The organism is Xylanivirga thermophila, from assembly GCF_004138105.1.
Classification (GTDB): domain Bacteria; phylum Bacillota; class Clostridia; order Caldicoprobacterales; family Xylanivirgaceae; genus Xylanivirga; species Xylanivirga thermophila.
Genome location: NZ_RXHQ01000002.1, coordinates 80,743 through 104,058, shown reverse-complemented (window position 1 = coordinate 104,058; position 23,316 = coordinate 80,743). Strand labels below are relative to the sequence as shown.

18 protein-coding genes and 2 pseudogenes are annotated in these 23,316 nt (G+C 36.4%); 18 read left to right on the top strand and 2 right to left on the bottom strand.

From position 1 onward, the window contains the following. Nucleotide 1 precedes the first annotated feature (1 nt). Genes EJN67_RS01610 through EJN67_RS01600 form a run of 3 tightly spaced genes read left to right on the top strand, consistent with a single transcriptional unit; the run spans nt 2 to nt 4,569 of the window. Entirely contained in the window at nt 2-2,965 is a 2,964-nt protein-coding gene (locus EJN67_RS01610; protein WP_129721548.1) for an ABC transporter permease, read from the top strand. Nucleotides 2,966-2,969: 4 nt separating this feature from the next. Beyond that, on the top strand, nt 2,970-3,653 hold the full coding sequence (locus EJN67_RS01605) for an ABC transporter ATP-binding protein (RefSeq protein WP_129721547.1): 684 nt from the start codon (nt 2,970-2,972) through the stop codon (nt 3,651-3,653). A 10-nt stretch (nt 3,654-3,663) separates the two neighbouring features. Then, nucleotides 3,664-4,569: an ATP-binding cassette domain-containing protein gene (locus EJN67_RS01600; RefSeq protein WP_129721724.1), complete on the top strand. Its 906-nt coding sequence runs from the start codon at nt 3,664-3,666 to the stop codon at nt 4,567-4,569. Between the two features lie 106 nt (nt 4,570-4,675). On the opposite strand, the gene EJN67_RS01595 is transcribed toward EJN67_RS01600, so the two are convergent. Continuing rightward, nucleotides 4,676-5,875: a sensor histidine kinase gene (locus EJN67_RS01595; protein ID WP_129721546.1), complete on the bottom strand. Its 1,200-nt coding sequence runs from the start codon at nt 5,873-5,875 to the stop codon at nt 4,676-4,678. Nucleotides 5,876-5,877: 2 nt separating this feature from the next. Continuing rightward, complete coding sequence (locus EJN67_RS01590; RefSeq protein ID WP_129721545.1) at nt 5,878-6,549, bottom strand: response regulator transcription factor; 672 nt, start codon at nt 6,547-6,549, stop codon at nt 5,878-5,880. Between the two features lie 205 nt (nt 6,550-6,754). Between EJN67_RS01590 and EJN67_RS01585 the strand changes: the two genes are divergently transcribed. The 15 genes and pseudogenes from EJN67_RS01585 to EJN67_RS14495 form a co-directional block, all read left to right on the top strand. Further along, nucleotides 6,755-8,374: an HlyD family efflux transporter periplasmic adaptor subunit gene (locus EJN67_RS01585; protein WP_129721544.1), complete on the top strand. Its 1,620-nt coding sequence runs from the start codon at nt 6,755-6,757 to the stop codon at nt 8,372-8,374. Nucleotide 8,375: 1 nt separating this feature from the next. After that, complete coding sequence (locus EJN67_RS01580) at nt 8,376-9,044, top strand: ABC transporter ATP-binding protein (protein WP_129721543.1); 669 nt, start codon at nt 8,376-8,378, stop codon at nt 9,042-9,044. Between the two features lie 12 nt (nt 9,045-9,056). Further along, nucleotides 9,057-10,232 (top strand): ABC transporter permease, encoded by a 1,176-nt coding sequence (locus EJN67_RS01575; RefSeq protein WP_129721542.1) that lies wholly within the window; start codon nt 9,057-9,059, stop codon nt 10,230-10,232. Nucleotides 10,233-10,477: 245 nt separating this feature from the next. Then, nucleotides 10,478-11,242, top strand: coding sequence for an iron-containing alcohol dehydrogenase (locus tag EJN67_RS01570; protein WP_165000677.1), 765 nt, complete (start codon nt 10,478-10,480; stop codon nt 11,240-11,242). Between the two features lie 272 nt (nt 11,243-11,514). After that, complete coding sequence (gene arfA, locus EJN67_RS01565) at nt 11,515-13,026, top strand: arabinosylfuranosidase ArfA (protein WP_129721540.1); 1,512 nt, start codon at nt 11,515-11,517, stop codon at nt 13,024-13,026. 125 nt (nt 13,027-13,151) lie between these two features. Beyond that, the gene (locus tag EJN67_RS14505) at nt 13,152-13,415 is read left to right on the top strand and encodes a DUF6171 family protein (RefSeq protein ID WP_394347499.1); all 264 of its coding nucleotides are present in this window, start codon (nt 13,152-13,154) and stop codon (nt 13,413-13,415) included. A gap of 369 nt (nt 13,416-13,784) precedes the next feature. Continuing rightward, the gene (locus EJN67_RS14500) at nt 13,785-13,913 is read left to right on the top strand and encodes a hypothetical protein (protein ID WP_394347503.1); all 129 of its coding nucleotides are present in this window, start codon (nt 13,785-13,787) and stop codon (nt 13,911-13,913) included. A gap of 128 nt (nt 13,914-14,041) precedes the next feature. Further along, a complete protein-coding gene (locus EJN67_RS14355) occupies nt 14,042-14,224 on the top strand; it encodes an alpha-L-arabinofuranosidase C-terminal domain-containing protein (protein ID WP_341538789.1) in 183 nt (60 codons plus the stop codon). 56 nt (nt 14,225-14,280) lie between these two features. Continuing rightward, nucleotides 14,281-15,537 (top strand): endo-1,4-beta-xylanase, encoded by a 1,257-nt coding sequence (locus EJN67_RS01555; protein WP_243641200.1) that lies wholly within the window; start codon nt 14,281-14,283, stop codon nt 15,535-15,537. 92 nt (nt 15,538-15,629) lie between these two features. Then, on the top strand, nt 15,630-16,736 hold the full coding sequence (locus EJN67_RS01550; RefSeq protein ID WP_129721539.1) for a glycosyl hydrolase family 8: 1,107 nt from the start codon (nt 15,630-15,632) through the stop codon (nt 16,734-16,736). A gap of 98 nt (nt 16,737-16,834) precedes the next feature. Beyond that, nucleotides 16,835-18,355: pseudogene (locus tag EJN67_RS01545) on the top strand (carboxylesterase/lipase family protein). Between the two features lie 131 nt (nt 18,356-18,486). Beyond that, nucleotides 18,487-19,995 carry a GH39 family glycosyl hydrolase gene (locus tag EJN67_RS01540; protein WP_129721538.1) on the top strand — a complete coding sequence of 503 codons (1,509 nt, stop codon included), beginning with the start codon at nt 18,487-18,489 and terminating at the stop codon, nt 19,993-19,995. A gap of 48 nt (nt 19,996-20,043) precedes the next feature. Continuing rightward, nucleotides 20,044-21,123, top strand: a complete 1,080-nt coding sequence (locus EJN67_RS01535) for an alpha/beta hydrolase (RefSeq protein WP_243641199.1) — start codon at nt 20,044-20,046, stop codon at nt 21,121-21,123. 86 nt (nt 21,124-21,209) lie between these two features. Further along, nucleotides 21,210-22,625, top strand: a complete 1,416-nt coding sequence (locus tag EJN67_RS01530; protein WP_129721537.1) for a family 43 glycosylhydrolase — start codon at nt 21,210-21,212, stop codon at nt 22,623-22,625. A 190-nt stretch (nt 22,626-22,815) separates the two neighbouring features. Further along, nucleotides 22,816-23,049 (top strand): annotated as a pseudogene (locus EJN67_RS14495) (glycosyl hydrolase family 95 catalytic domain-containing protein); the annotation flags it as partial. Nucleotides 23,050-23,316: the final 267 nt, after the last annotated feature.

The window sequence follows — 23,316 nt, the reverse complement described above, 5'->3', positions numbered from 1 at the left end:
TATGGCACTATTTTCAATGGTTTTTAAAAAAATGCTAAAGAATAAGTGGCTGGTAGCATCTCTCATTTTGGGACTTATCATATCGGTAGCCCTTATTACCAGCATACCTATGTACACAAACGGTGTATTGCAAAAGATGCTTATAAAGGAATTGGAAAAATATCAGCTAGAAAAAGAACGATTTCCAGGTGGTTATCTGGTATCCATGCATTTGGATGATCAACCTATAAACGACGCTGTAAGGGATGCTATGGACAAAGGAGAGATACCTTATGAAAATGATAAGGTTCAAAGACTGTATCAAAAATGGTTTGATGAGTTTATGGAGATAGATGTATATACCAAGGATACGTTGCCACAAAGGCTGGGATTGTCGGTATTAGCGAAAAAATTTAACTATTCTACAGATGTTTGTGCTATGGTAAGGGAAGGAATGGGCAATTCAGATGATCCTGATGGACGTAGATATGTCCGTTTGCAATCATTAAGCGATATAGAAGATCATATTACACTCATAGATGGAAAATTGCCTGAAAAAGAGAAGATAGATGGGGCATATGAGGTATTGATCCCTGAAATTGCCCTTAACAAGCTAAAAATAGTGCTAAACAAGGTGTTTGTAGTATCAGATCTAAGCATGAAGGGCATGGAACCGATTAGGGTAAAACCAGTAGGAGTATTTACAGTAAAGGATGAATCAGATCCATATTGGACTTTTCTCACACCACAGAGTTTTAGCGAGAGCCTTCTAGTGCCTGAAAATCTTATGGAGCGGGATTTTGTAAAAAGATCCCCTGTTACGTTACTTCAAAGCGCCAGATGGTATTATGCATTTGACTATCATATGCTTACCTTGGATAACCTATCCAAGGTAATAGGTGGCCATAACAAAAATGTTAAAAATATCAGGGGTATATATAAAAATGCATATATTGATGCACCTACTATAAAGATAATAGGTACATATTTTAACAAGGAAAGACAATTGCGCATAATGATGTGGGCTCTTAATGTACCTGTAATCGTCATGCTGTTTTTATACCTATTCATGGTATGCAAACTTATTATGGATAGGGAAAAAAATGAAATCGCCCTTATATCCAGTAGGGGTGCGACCAGGGGGCAAATAGTATTAGGGTATCTGCTTCAGGGACTTATATTAGGTATTATTGCCTTTATAATAGGACCTAGGGTGGGCCTTTTACTATGCAAGGTACTTGGTGCCTCCAGTGGTTTTTTAGAATTCGTACAAAGGAAGGCATTGCCTGTAACTGTAGGTAAGAAGGCATATATATATGCTGGTATAACTATAGTGATATCTATGTTTATAATAATAATTCCAGCTTATTTTGCAAGCAAGGTGAGTATTGTAAATTACAAAAGAAATATTTCAAGGCGATCTAATAGGATGCCTTGGGAGAAATTTGGATTAGATTTTATACTCCTTGGCATATCAGGGTATGGATATTATACCTTTACCCAAAGACAAAATGTGTTATATATGACTGGCATATCAGGCAGTGATATATCAGTTGACCCCCTTTTATTTTTTATACCGGCTTTGTTTATACTGGGTGCGGGACTTTTATGTATAAGATTGTATCCGTTTATAATAAAATTTATATACTGGCTAGGCAAAAGTATATGGCCTGCCCATCTTTACAATACTTTGATACAGGTTGGTAGGTCATCGGGAAATTATCATTTTTTAATGGTATTCCTTATAATGACCTTATCCATAGGCTTATTCAGTGCTACTGCAGCACGTACAATAAATAAGAATATAGAAGAAAGGATAATGTATGATGTAGGATGTGACATGGCCCTCAAGCCAGTTTGGCAAAGTGATGCCCCTATATCAGAGGGTTTGTCTAAGCCTGAAGGGGAGGATCCGGACAAAAGTGCCATGCAAAAAGAAGATCAGGATTTCAAAAAGGTGCAGTTTGCAGAACCGCCATTTTTGCCCTATACCCAATTGTCTGGAGTTCAGCATGCGGCCAAGGTATTTATAAAGGATGATGCATGGATTGAAACAAATGGACAGAGTGGAGAGGGTATACGTCTTATGGGGATAGAGCCGTATGATTTTGGAAGTACCGCATGGTTTAGGGAGAAGCTTCTCAAGCATCATATAAATGAATATCTAAATTTACTGGCAGATGAACCGAGTGCCTGTCTTATATCACGTTCCATAAGCAAAGCCTATGGGATAAAGGCGGGAGATCAGATAAATATTTTATGGCAGGGTAATAATGCAGCAGTATTTACCGTGTATGCCATAGTCGACTATTGGCCATCTTGGAATCCGTGCAAAGATGGGTCAAAAACCGATGTGACGGAGCCTATGCTGGTGGTGGCAAACCTATCATACATCCAGGATCATATAGCTTTAGAACCATATGAGGTTTGGTTAAAGCTTGATAAGGGGATAAAGAGCAGTGAGGTATATGATAATATAAGGGAAAAGGGGCTTCCCATCCTTACTCTAAGAGATGCAGGACAACAGGTTATAGAGGCTAGAAATAATCCTTCCCAGCTTGCCATAAATGGCTCAATGACCCTTGGATTTATAATAAGTGGCATAATATGCTTTTTAGGTTTTCTATTATATTGGGTACTTTCATTAAGTGCTAGAACTTTGCAGTTTGGTATATTAAGGGGTATGGGGTTGTCTTTAAAGCATCTTATACTTATGATGGTATGGGAACAGTTATTGACATCTGGAGCAGCTATGGTAATAGGAATATTTATAGGGCTTGGAGCCAGTAGGATGTTTGTACCCTTATTTCAAATGGCATATAGTGCTGTATCCCAGGTACCACCATTTAGGGTGATCTCGTATGCTAGTGATAGGATAAGAATATATATACTGATGGCCTGTACATTGGGACTTGGTCTTATAATACTTGGTTATTTACTATCTCGCATCAAAATTCATCAAGCTATAAAATTAGGGGAGGACTAAATAGATGGATGATACACCTATTATCACTACCAAAGGGTTATGTAGAGATTTTATATCAGGCAGGCAGGTTGTGCATGCCCTTAAAGATGTAAATATATCCATATATCCTGGGACATTGACCATATTAAGGGGGCGGTCCGGATCGGGCAAGACTACCCTTATAAATCTTTTGGGCGCTTTGGATAGACCTACAAGTGGCAATGTATTTTTTGATGGTGATGATATAACACGTATGTCTGAGCATAAAAGGGATGAGCTGAGAAGGCGGGAGATGGGCTTTGTATTTCAGTCCATAGCACTTATATCACTTATGTCTGCATATGAAAATGTAGAATTTGGGCTTAGAATATCCGATTATGATAAAAAACTGCGTAAAAAGAGGGCGGAGGAATGTCTGACATTTGTGGGGCTCCAAAAGAGGATGGATCATAGACCACAGGAGATGTCTGGCGGTGAACAACAACGAGTAGCCATAGCGAGGGCTATTGCCCATAATCCCAAGGTAATATTTGCAGATGAACCTACTGCTGAACTGGATACTGCCATGGCATTGCAGGTTATGAAGGTGTTTAGGGATTTGGTGGAGAAGGAAGGTCTAACGGTTATTATGACCACCCATGATCCCTATATGATGGAATTGGCCGATAAAGTATTTACTTTAGAGGATGGGGAGATTATAGATGTATAATGAACAAAACATGATAGTATGTGAAAATCTAGTAAAGATATATAAGACTAATGACATTGAAGTAGTAGCCTTGCAAGGACTGGATCTTACCGTTACTAGGGGAGAACTTATGGCCATAATAGGCAATAGCGGTAGTGGAAAATCTACATTGCTTAATATGTTAGGCGGACTTGATAGACCGTCGGCTGGGAGATTATTTGTAGATGACAAGGATCTCCTAAAGATGGGTGATAAGGCACTTATAAGATATAAGCGAGAGACCGTCGGTTTTGTATGGCAAAACAATGCTAGGAATCTCATACCATATCTTACTGCCCTGGAAAATATAGAACTGCCTATGGTGCTTACAGGTAAAGTAAAAAGGGATAGGGCCTTAGAATTATTGGATATGGTAGGATTATCCCATAAAAAGAATAGCAGGTTAGGTGAGTTATCAGGGGGAGAGCAACAGAGAATAGCAATTGCAATTGCCTTATCCAATAGTCCTAAACTTTTACTAGCTGATGAGCCTACTGGCGCAGTAGATACAAAAACGGCATCTCAAATACTTGATGTATTTCGCAAGCTAAACAGGGAACTAGGCATTACCATAGTTATAGTTACCCATGATAGGCAGCTTTCTAAAAAGGTAGATAGGGTAGTGGCTATAAGGGATGGCCGCACCAGTAGTGAGTTTATAAGGAAAAGAACGTATGCTCAGGAATTGGCGGATATGTCTCAAGGTATACAGGATCAGGAAGAGGAGACCCATGAAGAGCTAGCGGTAGTCGATAAGGCAGGTAGGGTACAGATACCTAGGGAATATTTAGACATACTAGGTCTTAAGGGGCAGAATAAGATAAAAATAGAGATGGAAGGTGACAAGATAGTATTGGTAGCGCCCCAAGCAGAAGGCAAAATAAAGGTTAATGCATAGGTTTTAGGTATATACTCTATTTATTTGGTGATTTATATGAATTGATATATAGTGGATAACATTAGTAAAGGGCGTTTCTGCATAGTTATTATGATACAATAAAGTTTTAAACTATTGGCAATTCAACTATAAATTCAGTATAGCTTTTAGGCATACTCTGTGCCCATATTTTACCATTATGCTGTGTGGTTATGGACTTTGCAATTGCCAGTCCAAGTCCATAGCCTCCATTTTTTTGAGTTCTTGCACTATCAGCTCGATAAAAGCGGTCAAAAATTTTATCAATATGTTCACTGGGTATGCTTATGCCAGTATTTCTAATTTTTAATACAAGTTTTGATTTTTCATGTGTAAGCGTAACAGATACCTTTTCATTCTTTGGTGAATATTTAAGGGTATTTTCAAGTAATATATATATAAGTTTTTCAAGTGATGCAGTATCTCCTAAGACATAGATATCTTCATAGATATTTTGCTCAAGAGTTATATTCTTTTCATATAATGCAACCTCAAAATATAGTAGAGCATTATTTAGAATATCAGAAAAGTTTACTTTTGAAAAAATCATTTTATATTCATCCATGCGGGCTAACATTAGCATATCATTTATAAGCTTTGACATTCTGTCTACCTGTGTGTATATATATCCTATCCATTTATGCTGTTCGTTTACCGTTTGATTTCCATTTGATGATATTAAATCTAAGTTTGTATTTATTATAGTAAGAGGGGTTTTTAATTCATGGGAGGCATCGGCTACAAATTGTTTTTGATGTTCAAATGCCATCTTTACAGGTTCTATTGCCTTATTTGCAAAAAACCATGAAATAACAAATAATATTCCAAGGCTTAAAGCTCCCACAACAATAAAGGTAAATAGTAGGGTATTAATTGTATTATCGTATATTGTACGGCTTACTAATACGATTTTTGAACCGAAGGGCATGTCTTTTTTGAGGTAAGCAAACCGGTTACCATCCATGGTTACTGTACCCCTAAAATTATTGTTGTGAGTTACTATACTCAATGTTTCGGTAAGTATTGGCATATCTACTTCAACAAATGAACGAATATCCAATATATCCCCATCTTTACTAAGTTCAACGGATATACTACTTGTATAGAGGGGATCATGCAGCGATATTTTATGATTAGGGGTATGCATGATGTTATTAAGTGTCATATCTATCTGATGTTGTACCTTGATTGTGGTTGAGATAAATACGACAGTGAATATAATAAAAAATACCAATGTCAATATACCCATGGTAAACCACAGGAATTTATTTCGAAGTTTATCGAACAAATTTATGCCTCCAGTTTGTAACCAACATTTCTTATTGTAACTATTCTGACTTTAGATTTTATGGCAACTAGCTTTTTCCGCAAAAATGATATATATACTTCTAAATTGTTATATTCAGCATCAGAATCATAACCCCAAACTTTGACTATTAAAAATTCTTTTTGCGCAATTGAATCAGGATTGCTCAAAAAATGTTGCATGAGTTCAAACTCTTTAAGCGATAGACGTACCTTGTTTTTGCTTGTACTCAATTCCATATTAGAGAGATCTAATGTTAAATCTTTGTATGAGATAATGTCATCAGGTATAAATTCGCCTTTTCGTCTTGAAAGTGCCCTTATTCTAGCGAGGAGTTCTTCTGAGTAGAAAGGTTTTGCAAGGTAGTCATCAGCTCCAAGGTCAAGTCCTTTCACTTTATCCCTTACATCGCTTCTAGCTGTTAGCATAAGTATTGGAGTATTTATATTGCCCTCTCTTATTTGTCTAAGTATTGACAGTCCATCAAGTTTAGGCAGCATTATATCGAGAATAATTATATCATATATATCGGATAGCGCGCTATCAAGTCCTGTTTCACCGTCATATGCGTTGTCGACTATATAATTATTTTTCTTTAATATTTGCGCTAATGATTCAGCAAGTTGTTTTTCATCTTCTACAAGTAATATTCTCATATCATTCCCCCCCGATTAATATTTTAATTATATCATGGAAAACTTGAAATAGCCTTAAAAAACCATAGGCTTTTAAGATTATTTTAAGGTTAGGTAGCTATTATTGATATAGGCAATAGGAAAGAATCTGAAGAAGGTAATAAAAGTCTTTTAAATAGTCAAAGATCTAAGTTTTACATAATTATTTCGAGGAGGGTTTTATAGGATGAAAAAAAGAATGGAGATAAAAAGGGTGCTTATTATTGCTGTTGCTATTATAGTATTAGGTACAGCAGTATATCTACTTTTTTTTACTGGAAGATCAAAAGCTAAGGTAAGTACAAACTATCAAATCAGCGAATTGAAAACTGGTGATTTAACACAATCTATAACTGGTACGGGTACAATCTGGCCTGAAGGGACCGTAAGTATTGTTGCGCCTTTTGATTTTAAAATTTTATCGGTAGAAGTGGAGGCAGGTCAACAAATTAAAGCAGGTGATACAATTGCTAAACTGGATTTGGATGCACTTGATACTGAAATTATGAAGCTAAAAGAAGAAATTTCGGCTATAGATGATACGATTGTAAAAGTAAAAGAGAAGGAAAGTAGTACAGAGACAATAAAAGCACCTGTATCTGGTAGGATAAAACAAATATTTGCACAGACCGGAGATAATGTAAAATCCATTATTTCAGATAATGATGCGATTCTTGTAATATCTACTGATGGAAAGATGAATGTAACAATTGAAACTTCTGCAGTAGAAGAGGGTGATAATGTAAATGTTGAAGTAGATGGTAAAACATATAGTGGTGTAGTTGCTAATGTTTCAAATGGGAGAGCAATGATCACTATTACTGATAATGGAACAGCCGTGGGTGCAACTGCAACTATATATAATGGAGATGGAGATAAACTCGGTTCGGGAACTCTATCAATAAACCAGCCACTTAAAGTAACGGCTGATGCAGGCACCGTCTCAAAAATTTATGTCAGTGAAAATAGCAGGGTGTATAAAGGCACTTCATTATTATATTTAAAGAATTTACCTACTTCAGAGGAATATGAAACACAGATTAGAAACCGTTTAGAAAAACAAAATCTTTTAATTGCTGTACAGAAAATGCGTGAGAGTGGGAAATTCACGTCGGAATATAATGGAATAGTAAATAGTATTTCTATAAATGATGGTATGCAGGTTGCTGCAAATGGTGAAATACTATCTCTTTATACAGGTGATGTAAATACTTTGACGGTATCGGTTGATGAGTTGGATATAAAAAATGTAGAAAAAGGGCAGAATGCAAAAATTACGGTTGATGCCATAGAGGATAAAACCTATAATGCAAAGGTTCAGAGTATATCCCAAGTGGGTGAAGTAAATAATGGCGTAACCACATATAACGTAAGTTTGAAGGTTGAGGGTGATGAACAATTAAGAATTGGAATGAATGCTACGGCAGAGATTATAGTTAAAGAGCGTAAAGATGTATTGTTATTACCCTTTGAAGCATTGCAGTCTACACAAGGAGAACAATATGTATGGCTCTATACCGGAACGCTACCTAAAGATTCTGGGGCGGATCCAGGGAAAAGAACAGTAGTGAAAACTGGGCTTTCAAATGCTAATTACGTAGAGATCACAGATGGCTTGAATAGTGATGATAAGGTCGTGATTGTACGTACTAAAACAACAAATACCAATAGACAGCAAGATAAAATGATGGCGCCAGGAATGGATATGGGGAATCCTCCCCAAATGCAAGGGAATTTTCCTCAAGATAAACCTAAACCCGATGGAACACCATTAGGTGGAAAGCCTCAAAGACAGGGGCGTGACTAGAATGATTGAACTAAATAGCATAGTAAAAAAGTATGAAATGGGTGGCGAAACTGTATATGCACTTAATAAAGTTTCACTTAATATAGCTGAGGGAGAATTTGTGGCTATAGTAGGTCCTTCAGGTAGTGGTAAGTCAACGTTAATGAATATTATGGGATGTTTGGATGTTGCCGATGAAGGAAATTATATTTTGGATGGTCTAAATATTTCAGAATATTCAGAGAGACAATTAGCACAGATAAGGAGCCAAAAAATAGGTTTTATATTTCAAGGTTTCAATCTTCTAACAAAACTTAATGCATTGGAGAATGTAGAGTTGCCCCTTGTATACCAAGGTATAAAAGGCGTTGAGCGGAAAAAGCGTGCAGTGGGTGCCCTTGAAAAGGTAGAACTTTCAAACAGGTTGTATCATAAGCCAACGGAGCTTTCGGGTGGCCAGCAACAAAGGGTGGCAATAGCGAGGGCATTGGTTACTAATCCATCACTTATACTTGCAGATGAGCCTACAGGAAATCTGGATAGTTCAACTGGCAGACAGATAATGTCTTTATTTCATGAACTTCACGAAAGTGGGAATACAATAGTGCTTATTACCCATGATAGCAATGTTGCTGCTGAGGCTGAGCGCAGAGTTTATATTGAAGATGGTAGAATAAAGGAGAAGCTTTGAGGAGGTGATTAGATGTTTATACAATCATTTAGAATGGCAATAAAGTCAATTGCATCAAATAAGGTGCGTTCCTTTCTTACCATATTAGGTGTGATTATAGGAGTCATTGCAGTAGTTGTATTAGTTGCTATTGGACAAGGGACGACTTCACAGGTAACATCTAATATTGAGGGGATGGGTACCAATCTTTTAACTGTTAATATAAGAACCCAACGTAGTAACCCCATTACTATGGATGATTTAAATAAATTAGTAAATTCTAATGTATTTATTAGTGGTATTGCACCTATGATAAGTCAGTCCGCTACTGTAAAAGCAGGTAATATCACCTATGAGGATTCTACCATTGAGGCAACAACACCTGAATATAGCGAAATCAAAAATTATCCAGTATTTCAGGGGAGATTTTTAAAACAGCCAGATATAGACAATAGAAGTTTTGTTGCAGTTGTTGGTACGGAGGTGGCAGATGAGCTTTTCGGTACACGAAATGTTATTGGAGAGAAAATATCATATAATGGATATGTATTTACAATTGTAGGTGTGCTTGAAGAAAAAGGTAGTTCATCTTTAGGCTCTAACGATTCAAAAATTATAATTCCATTTACACTAGGTGAACGCATACTTTTTCAAAAAGGTATACGTACATTCTATGCATCGGCAACTTCGGGCGATACAGTAGATATGGCTCAGGTATCACTTAAAAATTATCTTAATAGAATATTTGATAGTGATACTGATGCATATAATTTATTTAGTCAATCGGAGATACTCGATACTTTAAGTGAAACCACTAGAACCCTTACTCTTATGTTAGGTGGAATTGCTGCTATCAGCCTACTTGTTGGTGGTATAGGTATAATGAACATAATGCTTGTTTCAGTATCTGAGCGTACAAGGGAGATAGGCATAAGAAAGGCTATAGGTGCAGCAAGGGAGAATATATTGAGCCAATTTTTGATAGAGGCTTTAGTTATAAGCCTTCTGGGTGGATGTCTAGGGTTATTAATTGCATGGATACTTATAATTATTTTATCTAAAATAATGAATATGACTCTTGTAATGTCGGGGAGTACGGCACTTTTGGCTGTATGCTTTTCTTTGGTAATTGGCATTGTATTTGGACTATATCCGGCAAATAAGGCAAGTAAACTAAATCCTATTGATGCACTTAGGTATGAAGGATGAATAATTTTTTAGAATAGGTAAATAGGAGAATTAATTCTCCTATTTACCTATTCTTAATATAAAGAGATCTACTATACTTAACCATGTTGTAGAAGGCATCAATTATAAAATGGAAGATGGAAGGTTTAAAGTATAAATTTATTGGTTAACAACTTAAATGTTTTTATTGAGAAGGTGAACACAAAATGATATGATATGTACGTACAACATAGTTATATAAGATTATGGGGGAGGATGATAATAATATGAAGTTGAGTCTAGATAATATAGCCCAATTAACTATAGATGACCTTTTAAATAAGGAGTTTGAATGTCAGTGTGGCAAGTTGCATAGTGTTAGCATTGACAGAGTTATAATAGGGAAAAATGCTGTTAATAAATTGCCAGATGTACTTAAAAGTTTTAATTATAATCGTATATTTATGGTGGCTGATAGTAACACATATAGGGTAGCTGGCAAAAATGTAGAAAATATATTGTTATCATTAGATTTTGCATTAAGTAGTATCATATATCAAAGGGGAAGTGTTCTTGTCCCTGATGAACGTGCTATTGGTGAATTTATGTTAAATTACAATAGAAATACAGATGTAATAGTGGCAGTGGGTTCAGGGGTAATAAATGATATATCTAAATATATGAGTTTTATACTAGGTGTTCCATATATAATAATAGCTACAGCGCCTTCCATGGATGGTTATACTTCCGATTGTTCTGCTTTTATAATAAATAACACTAAGATATCTATACCGTCTTCTCCGCCCAAGGTTATAATAGGAGACATAGAGATACTAAAAAATGCACCAATGGAGATGATATTATCTGGACTTGGGGATATGGTGGGGAAGTATTCTGCCCTTAGAGATTGGAAAATAGGGCATATAGTAACAGGTGAATATTATTGTGAAGTGATCAGAAAAATCGTTGAAACATCAGTAACCAAATGTGTACAAGGAGTACAAGGTTTTAAAAGCCGGGATGAAGAAGATAACCCTATATTTTCATATTGAGCTTTTATAGGTTATAAAACCTTAGTAAGGATTTGTGATTAACCTTGCATGGTTTATTTTCTAAAATAAAACAAAAATAGCAGTTGACAAAATATAAAGGGTAGATTATTATATATTTAAATATGTACGTACAATGCGAGCGAGATATAAACACAACCTTAGTATATTTAAACATGGCTAAAAATGCTATTGTAAAAGTCTTATATGTGCATAAAAAATACTTGTTAACTAATATGGTTTGGGCTTATTACTTTTGAGGGGGTACATAAAGAATGGCAAATACTCAAAAAGCAATGATGATAGTTGATAAGCACTATAAAATAGGCAAAGTTGATCCTAGACTCTATGGTTCATTCATAGAACATCTAGGAAGAGCGGTATACGAAGGTATATATGAGCCAGACCATCCAAAAGCAGATGTTAGAGGCTTTAGGAAAGATGTATTGGAACTTGTGTGCGAATTGAATGTACCAATAGTTAGATATCCTGGGGGGAATTTTGTATCAGGATATAACTGGGAAGATGGTATTGGCCCTGTAGAAGAGAGACCTAGCAGACTCGAGCTTGCATGGCGTGTTATAGAAACTAATGAAGTAGGTTTGAATGAATTTTGTGAATGGGCAAATAAAGCAAATACCGAAGTTATGATGGCAGTTAATTTAGGCACTAGGGGAATACAAGATGCAAAGAATATATTAGAATATTGTAACCATCCTGGAGGAACATATTGGAGTGATTTAAGAAAGAAACATGGTTATAGGGATCCATACAATATCAAAGTATGGTGTCTAGGGAATGAAATGGACGGTCCTTGGCAAATAGGACATAAGACGGCAGAAGAATATGGACGTATTGCCTATGAAACGGCAAAGGTAATGAAATGGGTTGATCCAGAAATAGAGCTTGTAGCATGTGGAAGTTCTTCTTCAAAAATGCCTACTTTTCCAGAGTGGGAGGCTACTGTATTAGAGCATACATATGATTATGTTGATTATCTATCCCTTCATATATATTACGGCAATCAAGATAATAATACTCCAAACTTTTTAGCCAATTCCCTTGATATGGATGAATTTATAAAGACGGTCATATCTACTTGTGATTATGTTAAAGCCAAAAAACGTAGTAAGAAGAAAATAAACCTTTCATTTGATGAATGGAATGTGTGGTATCACTCTAATGAAGCTGATAGCAAATTAGAGCCATGGTGTATGGCACCTCATCAGCTAGAGGATATATATAATTTAGAAGATGCTTTACTAGTCGGATGTATGCTTATAACGCTGTTAAAACATGTTGATAGGGTTAAAATAGGGTGTCTAGCACAGCTTGTGAATGTAATAGCTCCTATAATGACTGAAAAAGGAGGTCTAGCTTGGAGGCAAACTATTTATTATCCTTTTATGCATGCTTCAAATTATGGTAGAGGTACAGTTTTAAATCCTATTATAGATGCACCGAAATATGATACTAAAGATTATATGGATGTACCTATAATTGAAGCAATAGCAGTAGAAAATGATGACAAAGATGAGCTTACCATATTTGCAGTAAATAGGGATATGGAAGATGGGGTTGATCTTGAGTGTACAATAGCAGGTTATGAAGGGTATAAGATAAAAGAACATATTGTACTTGATGGAGATGATGTAAAAGCAAGTAATACGCTTGAAAATCCTAATAGAATAGTACCAAGAAATTTAAGTAATGCCCAAATTGATGGTGAGATGCTATTTGTAAATCTTCCAAGGCTTTCATGGAATGTTATAAGGCTAGCAAAATAGTAAAACAAACATGAAACTTTATGTTACTATATTTTATATATGTTGATGTTTATCTAAGTTTAGACTAAAAATATGAACTAAATCATTTAACATTATGTAATTATTTGAATTAGGAGTGAGCATTCATGCTTAATTTTTCAGACTGTAAAGGTTGTTCTGCAAATGTCCATATATCTAAGGAGGAGATAAACAGAGCAATTGCAATTCTACATAAAAACAAAAATACAAAATTTGTCGATGATAAAACGTACGAATTTCGGCTTGGACAGTGTAGAAATTGTGAGTTTCTCGAATATGAAACTACTTGTCTTAAATGTGGATGCATTGTACAGATTCGGGCTAAACTTGCTGATTCTTCATGTCCATATGCTAAAGAGCGCAAGTGGTGAACTAATATGAGTAACGTATAGGCATCTAATTGACAAAATGCTATTTTTAAAGTGCAAAGATTAAATCGATAGTTGTTTGCAAACTGGGGATGATATAAGTATTACCCAGAAAACTGACTATCCGTAGGATGAGAAAATCAATGTAGAGCTTGCATTGCAAAGAGAAAGAGAAAATACACTTGCTTTTCGCATTCCCGAATGGTGTAAAATGCTCAGACAGTTGTAAATGATCATGTTGTGGATGTAGATAGTAATATGGAAAATGGTTATATTATGCTCAACAGCAGGTGGAAAGACGGCGATATCGTTAAATTGCTTTTTTTTATGAAAATACTTAGAATGCAAAGCAATCCATTTGTTAGGTAAAATATTGGAAGAGTTACTCTTCAATATGGCCCTATAATTTACTGTTTAGAAAAAGTGGACAATTTGACGAAAATTTATTTTCTGGATGGATTGAGATTCTATTATTATACAATTCCTGGTTCGCTTTGGTAGTAAAAGGATTCGACCACAGAATTTGATGAGGATGAATGATTTATAACCTTGAAAAAACGCTTCATATGGATAAGCCTCATTCAAAATCGTTCTATTATCATGGATAAATATGATTCTGATAAAAAGGTATATTAATCATAGATGAGTCTGGTAGCTGGTATGATACAGAACCCGGTACAAATCCAGGATTCTTATTCCAACAAAATACATTGCGCGATGCATTAATCGCCGGAATCAGTCTTAATATATTCAATAGTCATTCTGATAGAGTTCAGATGGCAAATATAGCCCAGACAATTAATGTGCTTTAGGCAATAATCCATACAGAAGGTGTATCTAAACTAAGATTTAAGGGGGCAGTATGAGGATGAAAGAGAGATTGGCGCTTTTGTTAACTATTTTAATATTTACCTCATTTGTGATGGTTGGTTGTGGCAAATCTGCTGATGAGGATAAAGAAGTAACAGGCAAGTCTGACAAAGAACAGGTGCTAAATGACGGCGGAGAAAAAGTTGGTAGTTCGAAAGAATTATCTGATGACAATGAACAAGATAAAGTTAAAGGAGAATTTCAACAGTTGATCGAAGAGGATATTCCGTCGGTTGCTGAAACGCACAAGGATTATTTTTTCATAGGTGCAGCAGTTGAACCGTATCAGATGACTGGGCCAATGGGTGATTTACTAAAGAAGCATGTAAATATGTTGGTTGCAGAAAATGTAATGAAACCGGATTCGATTCAACCAACGGAGGGCAATTTTCAATGGGAGCAAGCAGATAAAATCGTAGAATTTGCAAAAGAGAATGACATGGAACTTCGGTTCCATACTCTTGTCTGGCATAATCAAACTCCGGACTGGTTTTTTAAAGATGAAGAGGGTAAACAGATGATTGAAGAGGCCGATTCAGAGAAACGCGAGTTAAATAAAAAATTGCTACTTGATCGACTTGAAACACATGTATATACAGTTGTGGATCGTTACAAAGATGATATTAAATCATGGGATGTTGTGAATGAAGTTATTGAATTAGATGATCCAGATGGAATGCGAAATAGTCTCTGGTATCAGATCACTGGGACTGAATATATTGAAACTGCATTTCGCGCTGCACGCGAAGCAGGCGGCGAAGATATCAAACTTTATATTAATGACTATGGAACTGATGATCCAGTCAAGCGAGATCGACTATATGAACTGGTTAAGGAATTACTTGACAGGGGAGTACCTATTGATGGAGTAGGTCATCAAACACATATCGACATTTATTGGCCTTCTATTGACAGAATCATCGAATCGATGAAGAAATTCCACGAACTTGGATTGGATAATATTGTTACCGAATTAGATATGAGCATTTATGCTTGGGAAGATCATGGTGATTATGGTAATAATATTCCTGAGAATGTGATTGACATTCAGGCCCAGCGATACAAAGAATTATTTGAGGCATTGAGAAAAAACAGTGATATATTGAGTGCAGTCGTCTTTTGGGGTTTTTCGGATAGCCATACATGGTTGGATTCATTTCCAGTGAATCAAAATGATGCACCATTTCTGTTTGATGAAGACTTTCATGCAAAACCTGCATACTGGGGTGTAGTTGATCCTTCCAAAATCCCTTAAGAGCCCATTCCCTTATATTAAAAAAGTAAAATATTCAAATTTATAGCACAGATAATTTTTAGGTGTTCATATAAAAGAAGGAGGAAGATATAATGCGTACTTATCCAAATTTATTTCTTGAGTTAGGAATATCACAGGAAGAAATAGATAAAAAAATAAATGATACTTTTAAAACAATATTCTTTGATCCAGAAGAGCGAATATATTTTGAGATGGGCGATGATATGGGCTATATGTTGGATACAGGAAACGATGATGCCAGAACTGAGGGAATGAGCTATGGCATGATGATGGCAGTACAAATGGATAGAAAGGATATTTTTGATCGGTTGTGGCTTTTTTCTAAGACCTATATGTATCAAAATAGTGGAAAATATAAGGGATATTTTGCTTGGTCTGTGACACCAGATGGTTCCAAAAATGCAGAAGGTCCTGCACCAGATGGGGAAGAATACTTTGCAATGGCACTATTTTTTGCTAGTGAACGCTGGGGAGACGGGGAACAACCCTTTAATTATAGTGTACAAGCTAGAGAGATCTTACGCCATTGTATTCATCAAAATGAATTGGTTGAGGGAGGGGAGCCGATGTGGGATAACACAAACTATTATATAAAATTTGTACCCGAGGCAGATTTTACAGATCCTTCCTACCATTTACCGCATTTTTATGAGATTTTCGCCCAAAGGGCTGATCCACAGGATAGGGAGTTTTGGAAAAAAGCAGCTGAGGAAAGTCGGAAATACTTACACCTTGCATGCCATCCTATAACTGGTATGGCATCAGAGTATGCAGAATATGACGGTACTCCAAAACGGCTATTTAGAGAAGTACAATTTTATTCTGATTCTTATCGTGTAGCCATGAATATTGGGTTAGATGCAGCATGGTTCAATAAGGATGAAAGTTTGGGAGAAATTGTTGATAAATTGCAGGCGTTTTTCAGTGAGAATACTACTTTGGGAAATTACTCTTCTTATATGATAGATGGAACAGCTTTGGATGAGCCTGCATTGCATTCATTTGCTATTATTGCAACAAATGCAGCAGGATCCCTTGCTGCAAAAGGAAAATATCGAATGGGGTGGGTTAAGGATTTTTGGGAGTTGCCACTTCGTAAGGGGAAACGAAGATACTATGATAATTGTCTTTACTTTTTTAGCCTACTCATGCTTTCAGGAAGATATATCATTTATTAAATGGCATATCACTTTCTAAATTATAAGATTAAATCGAATGTTTTTTTGGAAAATCAGGTTTGATAGATTAAATTAATAAATGGAAGGAGCTAGTAAACATGATCAGAATAGTGAAAGCTGAAAATGGTGTGATACAAGGACTACCAGCAGCTGATCCTCGCATAACAAGTTTCAAAGGTATTCCTTTTGCAGCGCCACCTATAGGCAAAAATCGTTGGCGTGCTCCTCAACCTGTAGAAAATTGGGACGGTGTTTTAAAAGCGTTTCAATTTGCTCCAATATCTATGCAGGCTACTCCAGGTTTGAACAAAAATGACATATACACAAGGGAATGGGCTGTAGACCCAGATATTGCTATGGACGAAGACTGTCTCTATTTAAATGTATGGACGCCGGCATTCAGTACTGATGAAAAACTGCCAGTATTTGTTTGGTTTTTCGGTGGAGGGCTTTAGGTTGGTAATACGGCTGAGATGGAATTTGACGGTGAGCGTATTGCTCGCAGGGGTATAGTTGTAGTAACAGTCAATTATCGTTTGAATGTTTTTGGATTTCTATGTCATCCTGAGATAACAGCAGAAGCTCCAGATGCTCCCGCGAACTTCGGCCATCTAGATCAGCAGGCAGGTATGCGATGGGTTAAACGCAATATAGTAGCTTTCGGTGGTGCTCATGATAACATTACTATCGGAGGACAGTCTGCTGGTGGTGGAAGTGTATTGAATCATCTTACTTCGCCTCAGAATAAAGATCTTTTTCAGAAAGCCATTATCCAGAGTGGTATTTTTACGAGAATTTATCCAGACAGTCATGTTCCTGAAGGCAAGTGCACTCTAGTTGAGGCTGAACAGGAAGGTGTAAAATTCTTTGAATTCCTTGGGGTATCTTCACTTGAGGAAGCCCGACAACTTGATGCCGAATACATTCGTGATAAATCACTGGAATATAATAGGTTTTGGGGTACGGTTGTTGATAATTTATTCAATGTAGGAAATGCATTTGACCTTTTCCTTGAAAATAAGCGTTGGATGGTACCAGTACTTTTAGGACACACTTCATCTGAATTCTACAGCATTCCGAATGTTAAAACTCTTGATGAATTTAGGGATATGGCCGTTGATATGTTTGGTGATAATGCCGATGAGTATCTTGCGCTTTGCAATGTCCAGTCGGGAGATTTAGATGAAATTCTGAAAGAAGCTTCAGTAAATAGTATCGAATATGCTATTCGCATTGTAGATCAGGCTAACGCCGATACCGGAGCAAATATGGAACTATATTATTATATTTTTGATGCGGAAATACCAGGATGGGATAACCCTGGTACATTTCATTCAGTAGATCTCTGGTTCTTCTTTGAGACCCTTGCCAAATGCTGGAGGCCATTTGTCGGCAAACATTATGATCTTGCTCGCCAAATGTGTAAATACTGGGCCAATTTCATACGTTCTGGAAATCCGAATGGCAAGGATGCTACAGGAGAGAATATGCCACAGTGGGCTCCCTATGCTCCCGAAGTGCCGTATACAATGGTATTCGGGGATAAGCCTGAATTTATCAAGAAACAACCAAATGCTCTCATGAAATTTCTTGTTAAGGAATATTTCAAGAAAAAGTAATATTAAGAAGTGAGCTAAAAATTATCTTTAATTAAATGTTCTTTTAACCTGCGAAAATATATATAAGAATTTTTATACTAAAGTATTATAACTATAGAACTATATTATAAAAATATAAAGGAGGATTTAGTATGGTTAAAAAGATACAAGTACCACTTTCAGGTGAGCCTTTCAAAAACAATGCAACCTATTGTGTTGGTACAGGTAGGATGGGCTTAGCCCTCCAAAAAGAATACGTCGATCATTTGAGAATAGTCCAGGAATCTATAAATTTCCGTTATATTCGCGGTCACGGCTTGTTTTGCGATGATGTTGGAATATATCGTGAAGATGAAATAGATGGACAGATACATCCTTTTTATAATTTTACTTATTTAGATCGTATTATAGACACCTATCTTGAAAACGGAATTAAACCATTTTTAGAACTGGGATTCATGCCGGAAAAGTTGAAGACAGGTGAGCAGACAATATTTTATTGGAAGGGCAATGTGACACCTCCGGCATCTTATGAAAAATGGGCAAAGCTCATTCAAGTTACTTTAAATCACCTTATTGATCGGTATGGTCGGGAAGAGGTTATAACATGGCCAATTGAAGTATGGAATGAACCTAATATTGGGTTTTGGGCAGGAACCATGGAAGAGTACTTTAAACTTTACGATTATTCATCTAGAGCCGTCAAAGAAGTTGACCCGCGTATTCAAGTGGGGGGTCCAGCTATCTGCGGTGTTGAAACGGAAAAATGGCTAAGATCATTCTTTGAGCATTGTATTCAGAACAATTTGCCACTGGATTTTATCACCCGACATTGTTATACTGCTAACCAGCCAACCAAGCAGGGAGAATACATATATCATACTTTGAAAGACCCAACTTTTATGATTGAGGAACTGAAAGAAACCAGACATATTATGGCCGATTATCCGGAAATCGCCGATATGCCATTACACATAACGGAGTTTAATAGCTCCTATGTCCCGATTTGTCCTGCTCATGATACTGATTTCCAAGCTGCATATATTGCACGTATTCTCAGTGAAGCCGGAGAATATGCGGATTCCTATTCATATTGGACATTCAGTGATGTATTTGAAGAGATGGATGTTCCAAGAGCCATATTTCATGGAGGCTTCGGTTTAGTTTCTTTGAATTCGATAAAAAAGCCGACCTTCTATGCATTTGAGTTTTTCTCCAACGCCGGTGAAGAATTACTCTATCGCGATGAACATCTGATTGTCACTAAAGAAAATGATAGGTATGTAATCATCGGATGGAATTGGCATGATATGCGTGATAACAAATCATCTCCTGATGAAAGTTACACTCTTTTGTTACCTTCCATTGGCAAACAGGCTATATTGGTAAAAAAGGAAGTCGGAGGTTCACATGCAAATCCAATGCAGACCTGGAGCAACCTTGGTAAGCCGCGTAACTTAAATAGAGATCAATTGGAGATACTAAAGGCTGCTGCAGAACCGCTTCAAACGGATTTCAAGCTATTTGAGCAAAATGGTGTCTATGAAGTGGAACTTACCATTCCATGTAACCACCTATGTATGCTAGAAATTATGCCGGTAAAGGATAAGACCAAAACCTACCGTGGTTATGATTCCAAGGAATTTTATGGGTTGGAATAGACTTCATATGTATAGCCCAATAAAATTAGTGTATAAAGGATGATCATTATGAAAATTGATGTAACGGCCGTGCCTGCCGGATATAAAAGAAAGGTTGCAAAGAAGTTTCAGGGTACTGTTACTGAGGTTTCATATCGTGTTGCAAACTATATTAACTCGTCGCGACAGCTTGTGACGGATCAGAATATTAGTTATAAGGACGCGGGAAGGGAAACGGTTGAAGGAGATGCAATTATAAAGAAATGTAACGTCTATCTGCCTGCGGGTTATGATAAAATGGATGTGGACACCAGATATGATGTATTATATCTACTCCATGGAGTGGGTGGGAATTGTTATGAATGGTTGTACGGTAGTGGTAAATGTGATGGAAATTATATCATATGTAATATACTAGATAATCTTATTGCAGATGGTCACATTGATCCGATTATTGTTGTATTTCCCAATGGTAGAAGTGCATATAACTGGGGGGATTGTTCATTCAATGCTGTTGGGACCAATATGCTTGGCTTCTATTATTTCGATTATGAATTACGATATGATCTAATTCCCTTTATCGAATCCGAATATAATACATACGCCAATATAGAAGACAGATCTTCAGAAAGGATTGTATATAATCGATTACATAGGGCTATAGCAGGTTTATCTATGGGTGGAATGCAATCCTTAAATCTGGGTCTTGGAGGATACAGATGCGATTCTACTGATTATACAGGAACAATGAGTCCTTGGGGGAATGGGCTTGATACAACTGTACGTGCACCTGGGATGGTAGATTTATTTGCTTATGTGGGGAGCTTTTCCAATGCCCCTACATCTAGTGATGGGAAGGTACTTGGAGAAAAAATAGCCTCATATGAGCACGGGCTTAATTTGCTTTATATTACCTGCGGGGATGCAGATCAAATAGCATATCAAAGTGGTTACACAAAAACGATTAACGATCTTATGGAAACATCTGGTAATAATCTCAGAGCTTATTATCAGGTACTCATAAGAGATGGAGTGCATGATTTTAATGTATGGAATAATGGTGCATATAATTTTATCCGGCTATCCTTTGGAAAACGAGTAGGATATTTTAAACCTAATTTTGTAAAAATGACTTTAGATTCATATTAAAGCTGAAATTAAGTAAAACTAGGGGAAGCTAAAAAGCTCTTAGAGTTTTCAAAAGCTTACTATTAAGTAAATGGAGGTAACTATTCATGAACAAACAGGCTTTTAATCCATATCTTCCATCATGGGAGTACATTCCTGATGGGGAACCCTATGTATTTGGAGATAGGGTGTATGTATATGGTTCCCATGATCAATTTAGGGGACATGCTTATTGTTTGAATGATTATGTTTGTTGGTCAGCACCTATAGATGATTTGGGTAATTGGAGATATGAGGGAGTTATTTATCCAAAGATATCCGATCCACTGAATAAGGCTGGCAATATGTGTCTGTATGCTCCTGATGTTACGGTGGGACCGGATGGACGTTACTATCTATATTATGTTTTAGATAAAGTCAGTATTGTATCTGTTGCGGTATGTGATGAACCTGCAGGAAGATATGAATTTTATGGATATGTGCACTATGCAGATGGAACGCGATTGGGAGAGAGAGAAGGCGATGAGCCACAGTTTGATCCGGCTGTACTTACTGAAGGTGATAGAACCTATTTATATACTGGATTTTGCAGGGCTGGGGATAAAACTAGAAGTGGAGCAATGGCTACTGTATTGGATCTTGATATGCTTACTATAGTGGAAGAACCGGTGGTTGTTGTACCAAGTGAGCCGTATAGTGAAGGAACTACTTTTGTAGGGCATGAGTTTTTTGAAGCACCATCTATCAGAAAAAGGGGAGATACTTATTACTTTGTTTATTCATCCATTGCAATGCATGAGCTATGTTACGCAACTAGTAAATATCCTAATAAGGATTTCATTTATGGTGGAGTGGTAATCAGCAATTGTGATATGCATATTGATTCTTACAAACCGGCTGAAAAACCTATGTATTATGGTTGGAATAATCATGGAAGCATTGTAGAGCTCAATGGAGAATGGTATGTCTTTTATCATCGACATACGAATGGGATACCCTTTAGTAGACAAGGATGCGTAGAGCCAATCCAGTTTAGAAAAGATGGCTCCATAATACAGTCTGAGATGACATCTTGTGGACTAAATGGTGGACCATTGATTGGAAAAGGTGAATATCCCGCATATATAGCTTGTAATCTTTTTTGCAAACACGAATCCATGTATACAGCTTCCGAAGGCGCATGGATGGATTCTAGGTTCCCGAAAATCACACAGGATGGAAGAGATGGTGATGAAGAAACTGGTTATATACTTAATATGCGTGATTCTGCAACTGCTGGATTTAAATATTTTGACTGCCATGGAATAAAAAAAGTGTCAATAAAAGTACGTGGATACTGCATGGGAGCATTTGAGATAAAAACTTCATGGAATGGTGAACCACTTGGAAGTATTCCAGTAGGATTCTCTAATATATGGGAAGAATATACAGCAGATATCGCTATGCCCAATGGTGTTCATGCTCTTTATTTCACTTACAAGGGAGAAGGCAGTGTAGCATTAAAATCCTTTACACTTATTTAGTGCCCCAAAGGTAGCATAGTCATATTAAAAATGTTCCTAATTTAAAATTGGTTTATTATATTATTACAACATTGGTACAGACCACTGTATACGACCATCGAGAATTTTTTTGATATGGTTACTATTGTGAAGTATTAAATTCCAACAGAGTTCGGATAATTAATAGGAGTTAAAGTTTCTCCCTACTGATGAGAGACTTAAGAGGTCAAGGGATGGAAAGGATGGTTTAGGGTTTATTTGTTTGTATTTCCAATTTGGACGCTATATTATGATTTCTAGTAGCCGACTAGGAACGTTAACGGCTAAACTGCAAGAAATATGGGAAAAAAACATGACTCCATCATGGGATAGTAAATATCCTATAAAGATGCCGCTAAATTATATAATAAATGTTCAACTTTTTGTGCCTACGATATTGAGATAAATCCAGTTTTTATATTGGATGTAAGTACAACTTTGAGTTTAATAATATTGGCTTATAAAAGATAAGAAAGCCGAAAATGATACATAACAAGGTGGTTATTTACTTATTGTTATTAATCTTTTAAAAAATAATTGAATCCCAGTTGCAAAGGTTTATTGACAGATGTACGTATGTTTGCTATCATTAAATCGATCATATAAGAATTTGTTTTAAGATATAAGCTCTTGTAAAGATATATTGCTATATCTATATATAATGAGAGTTATT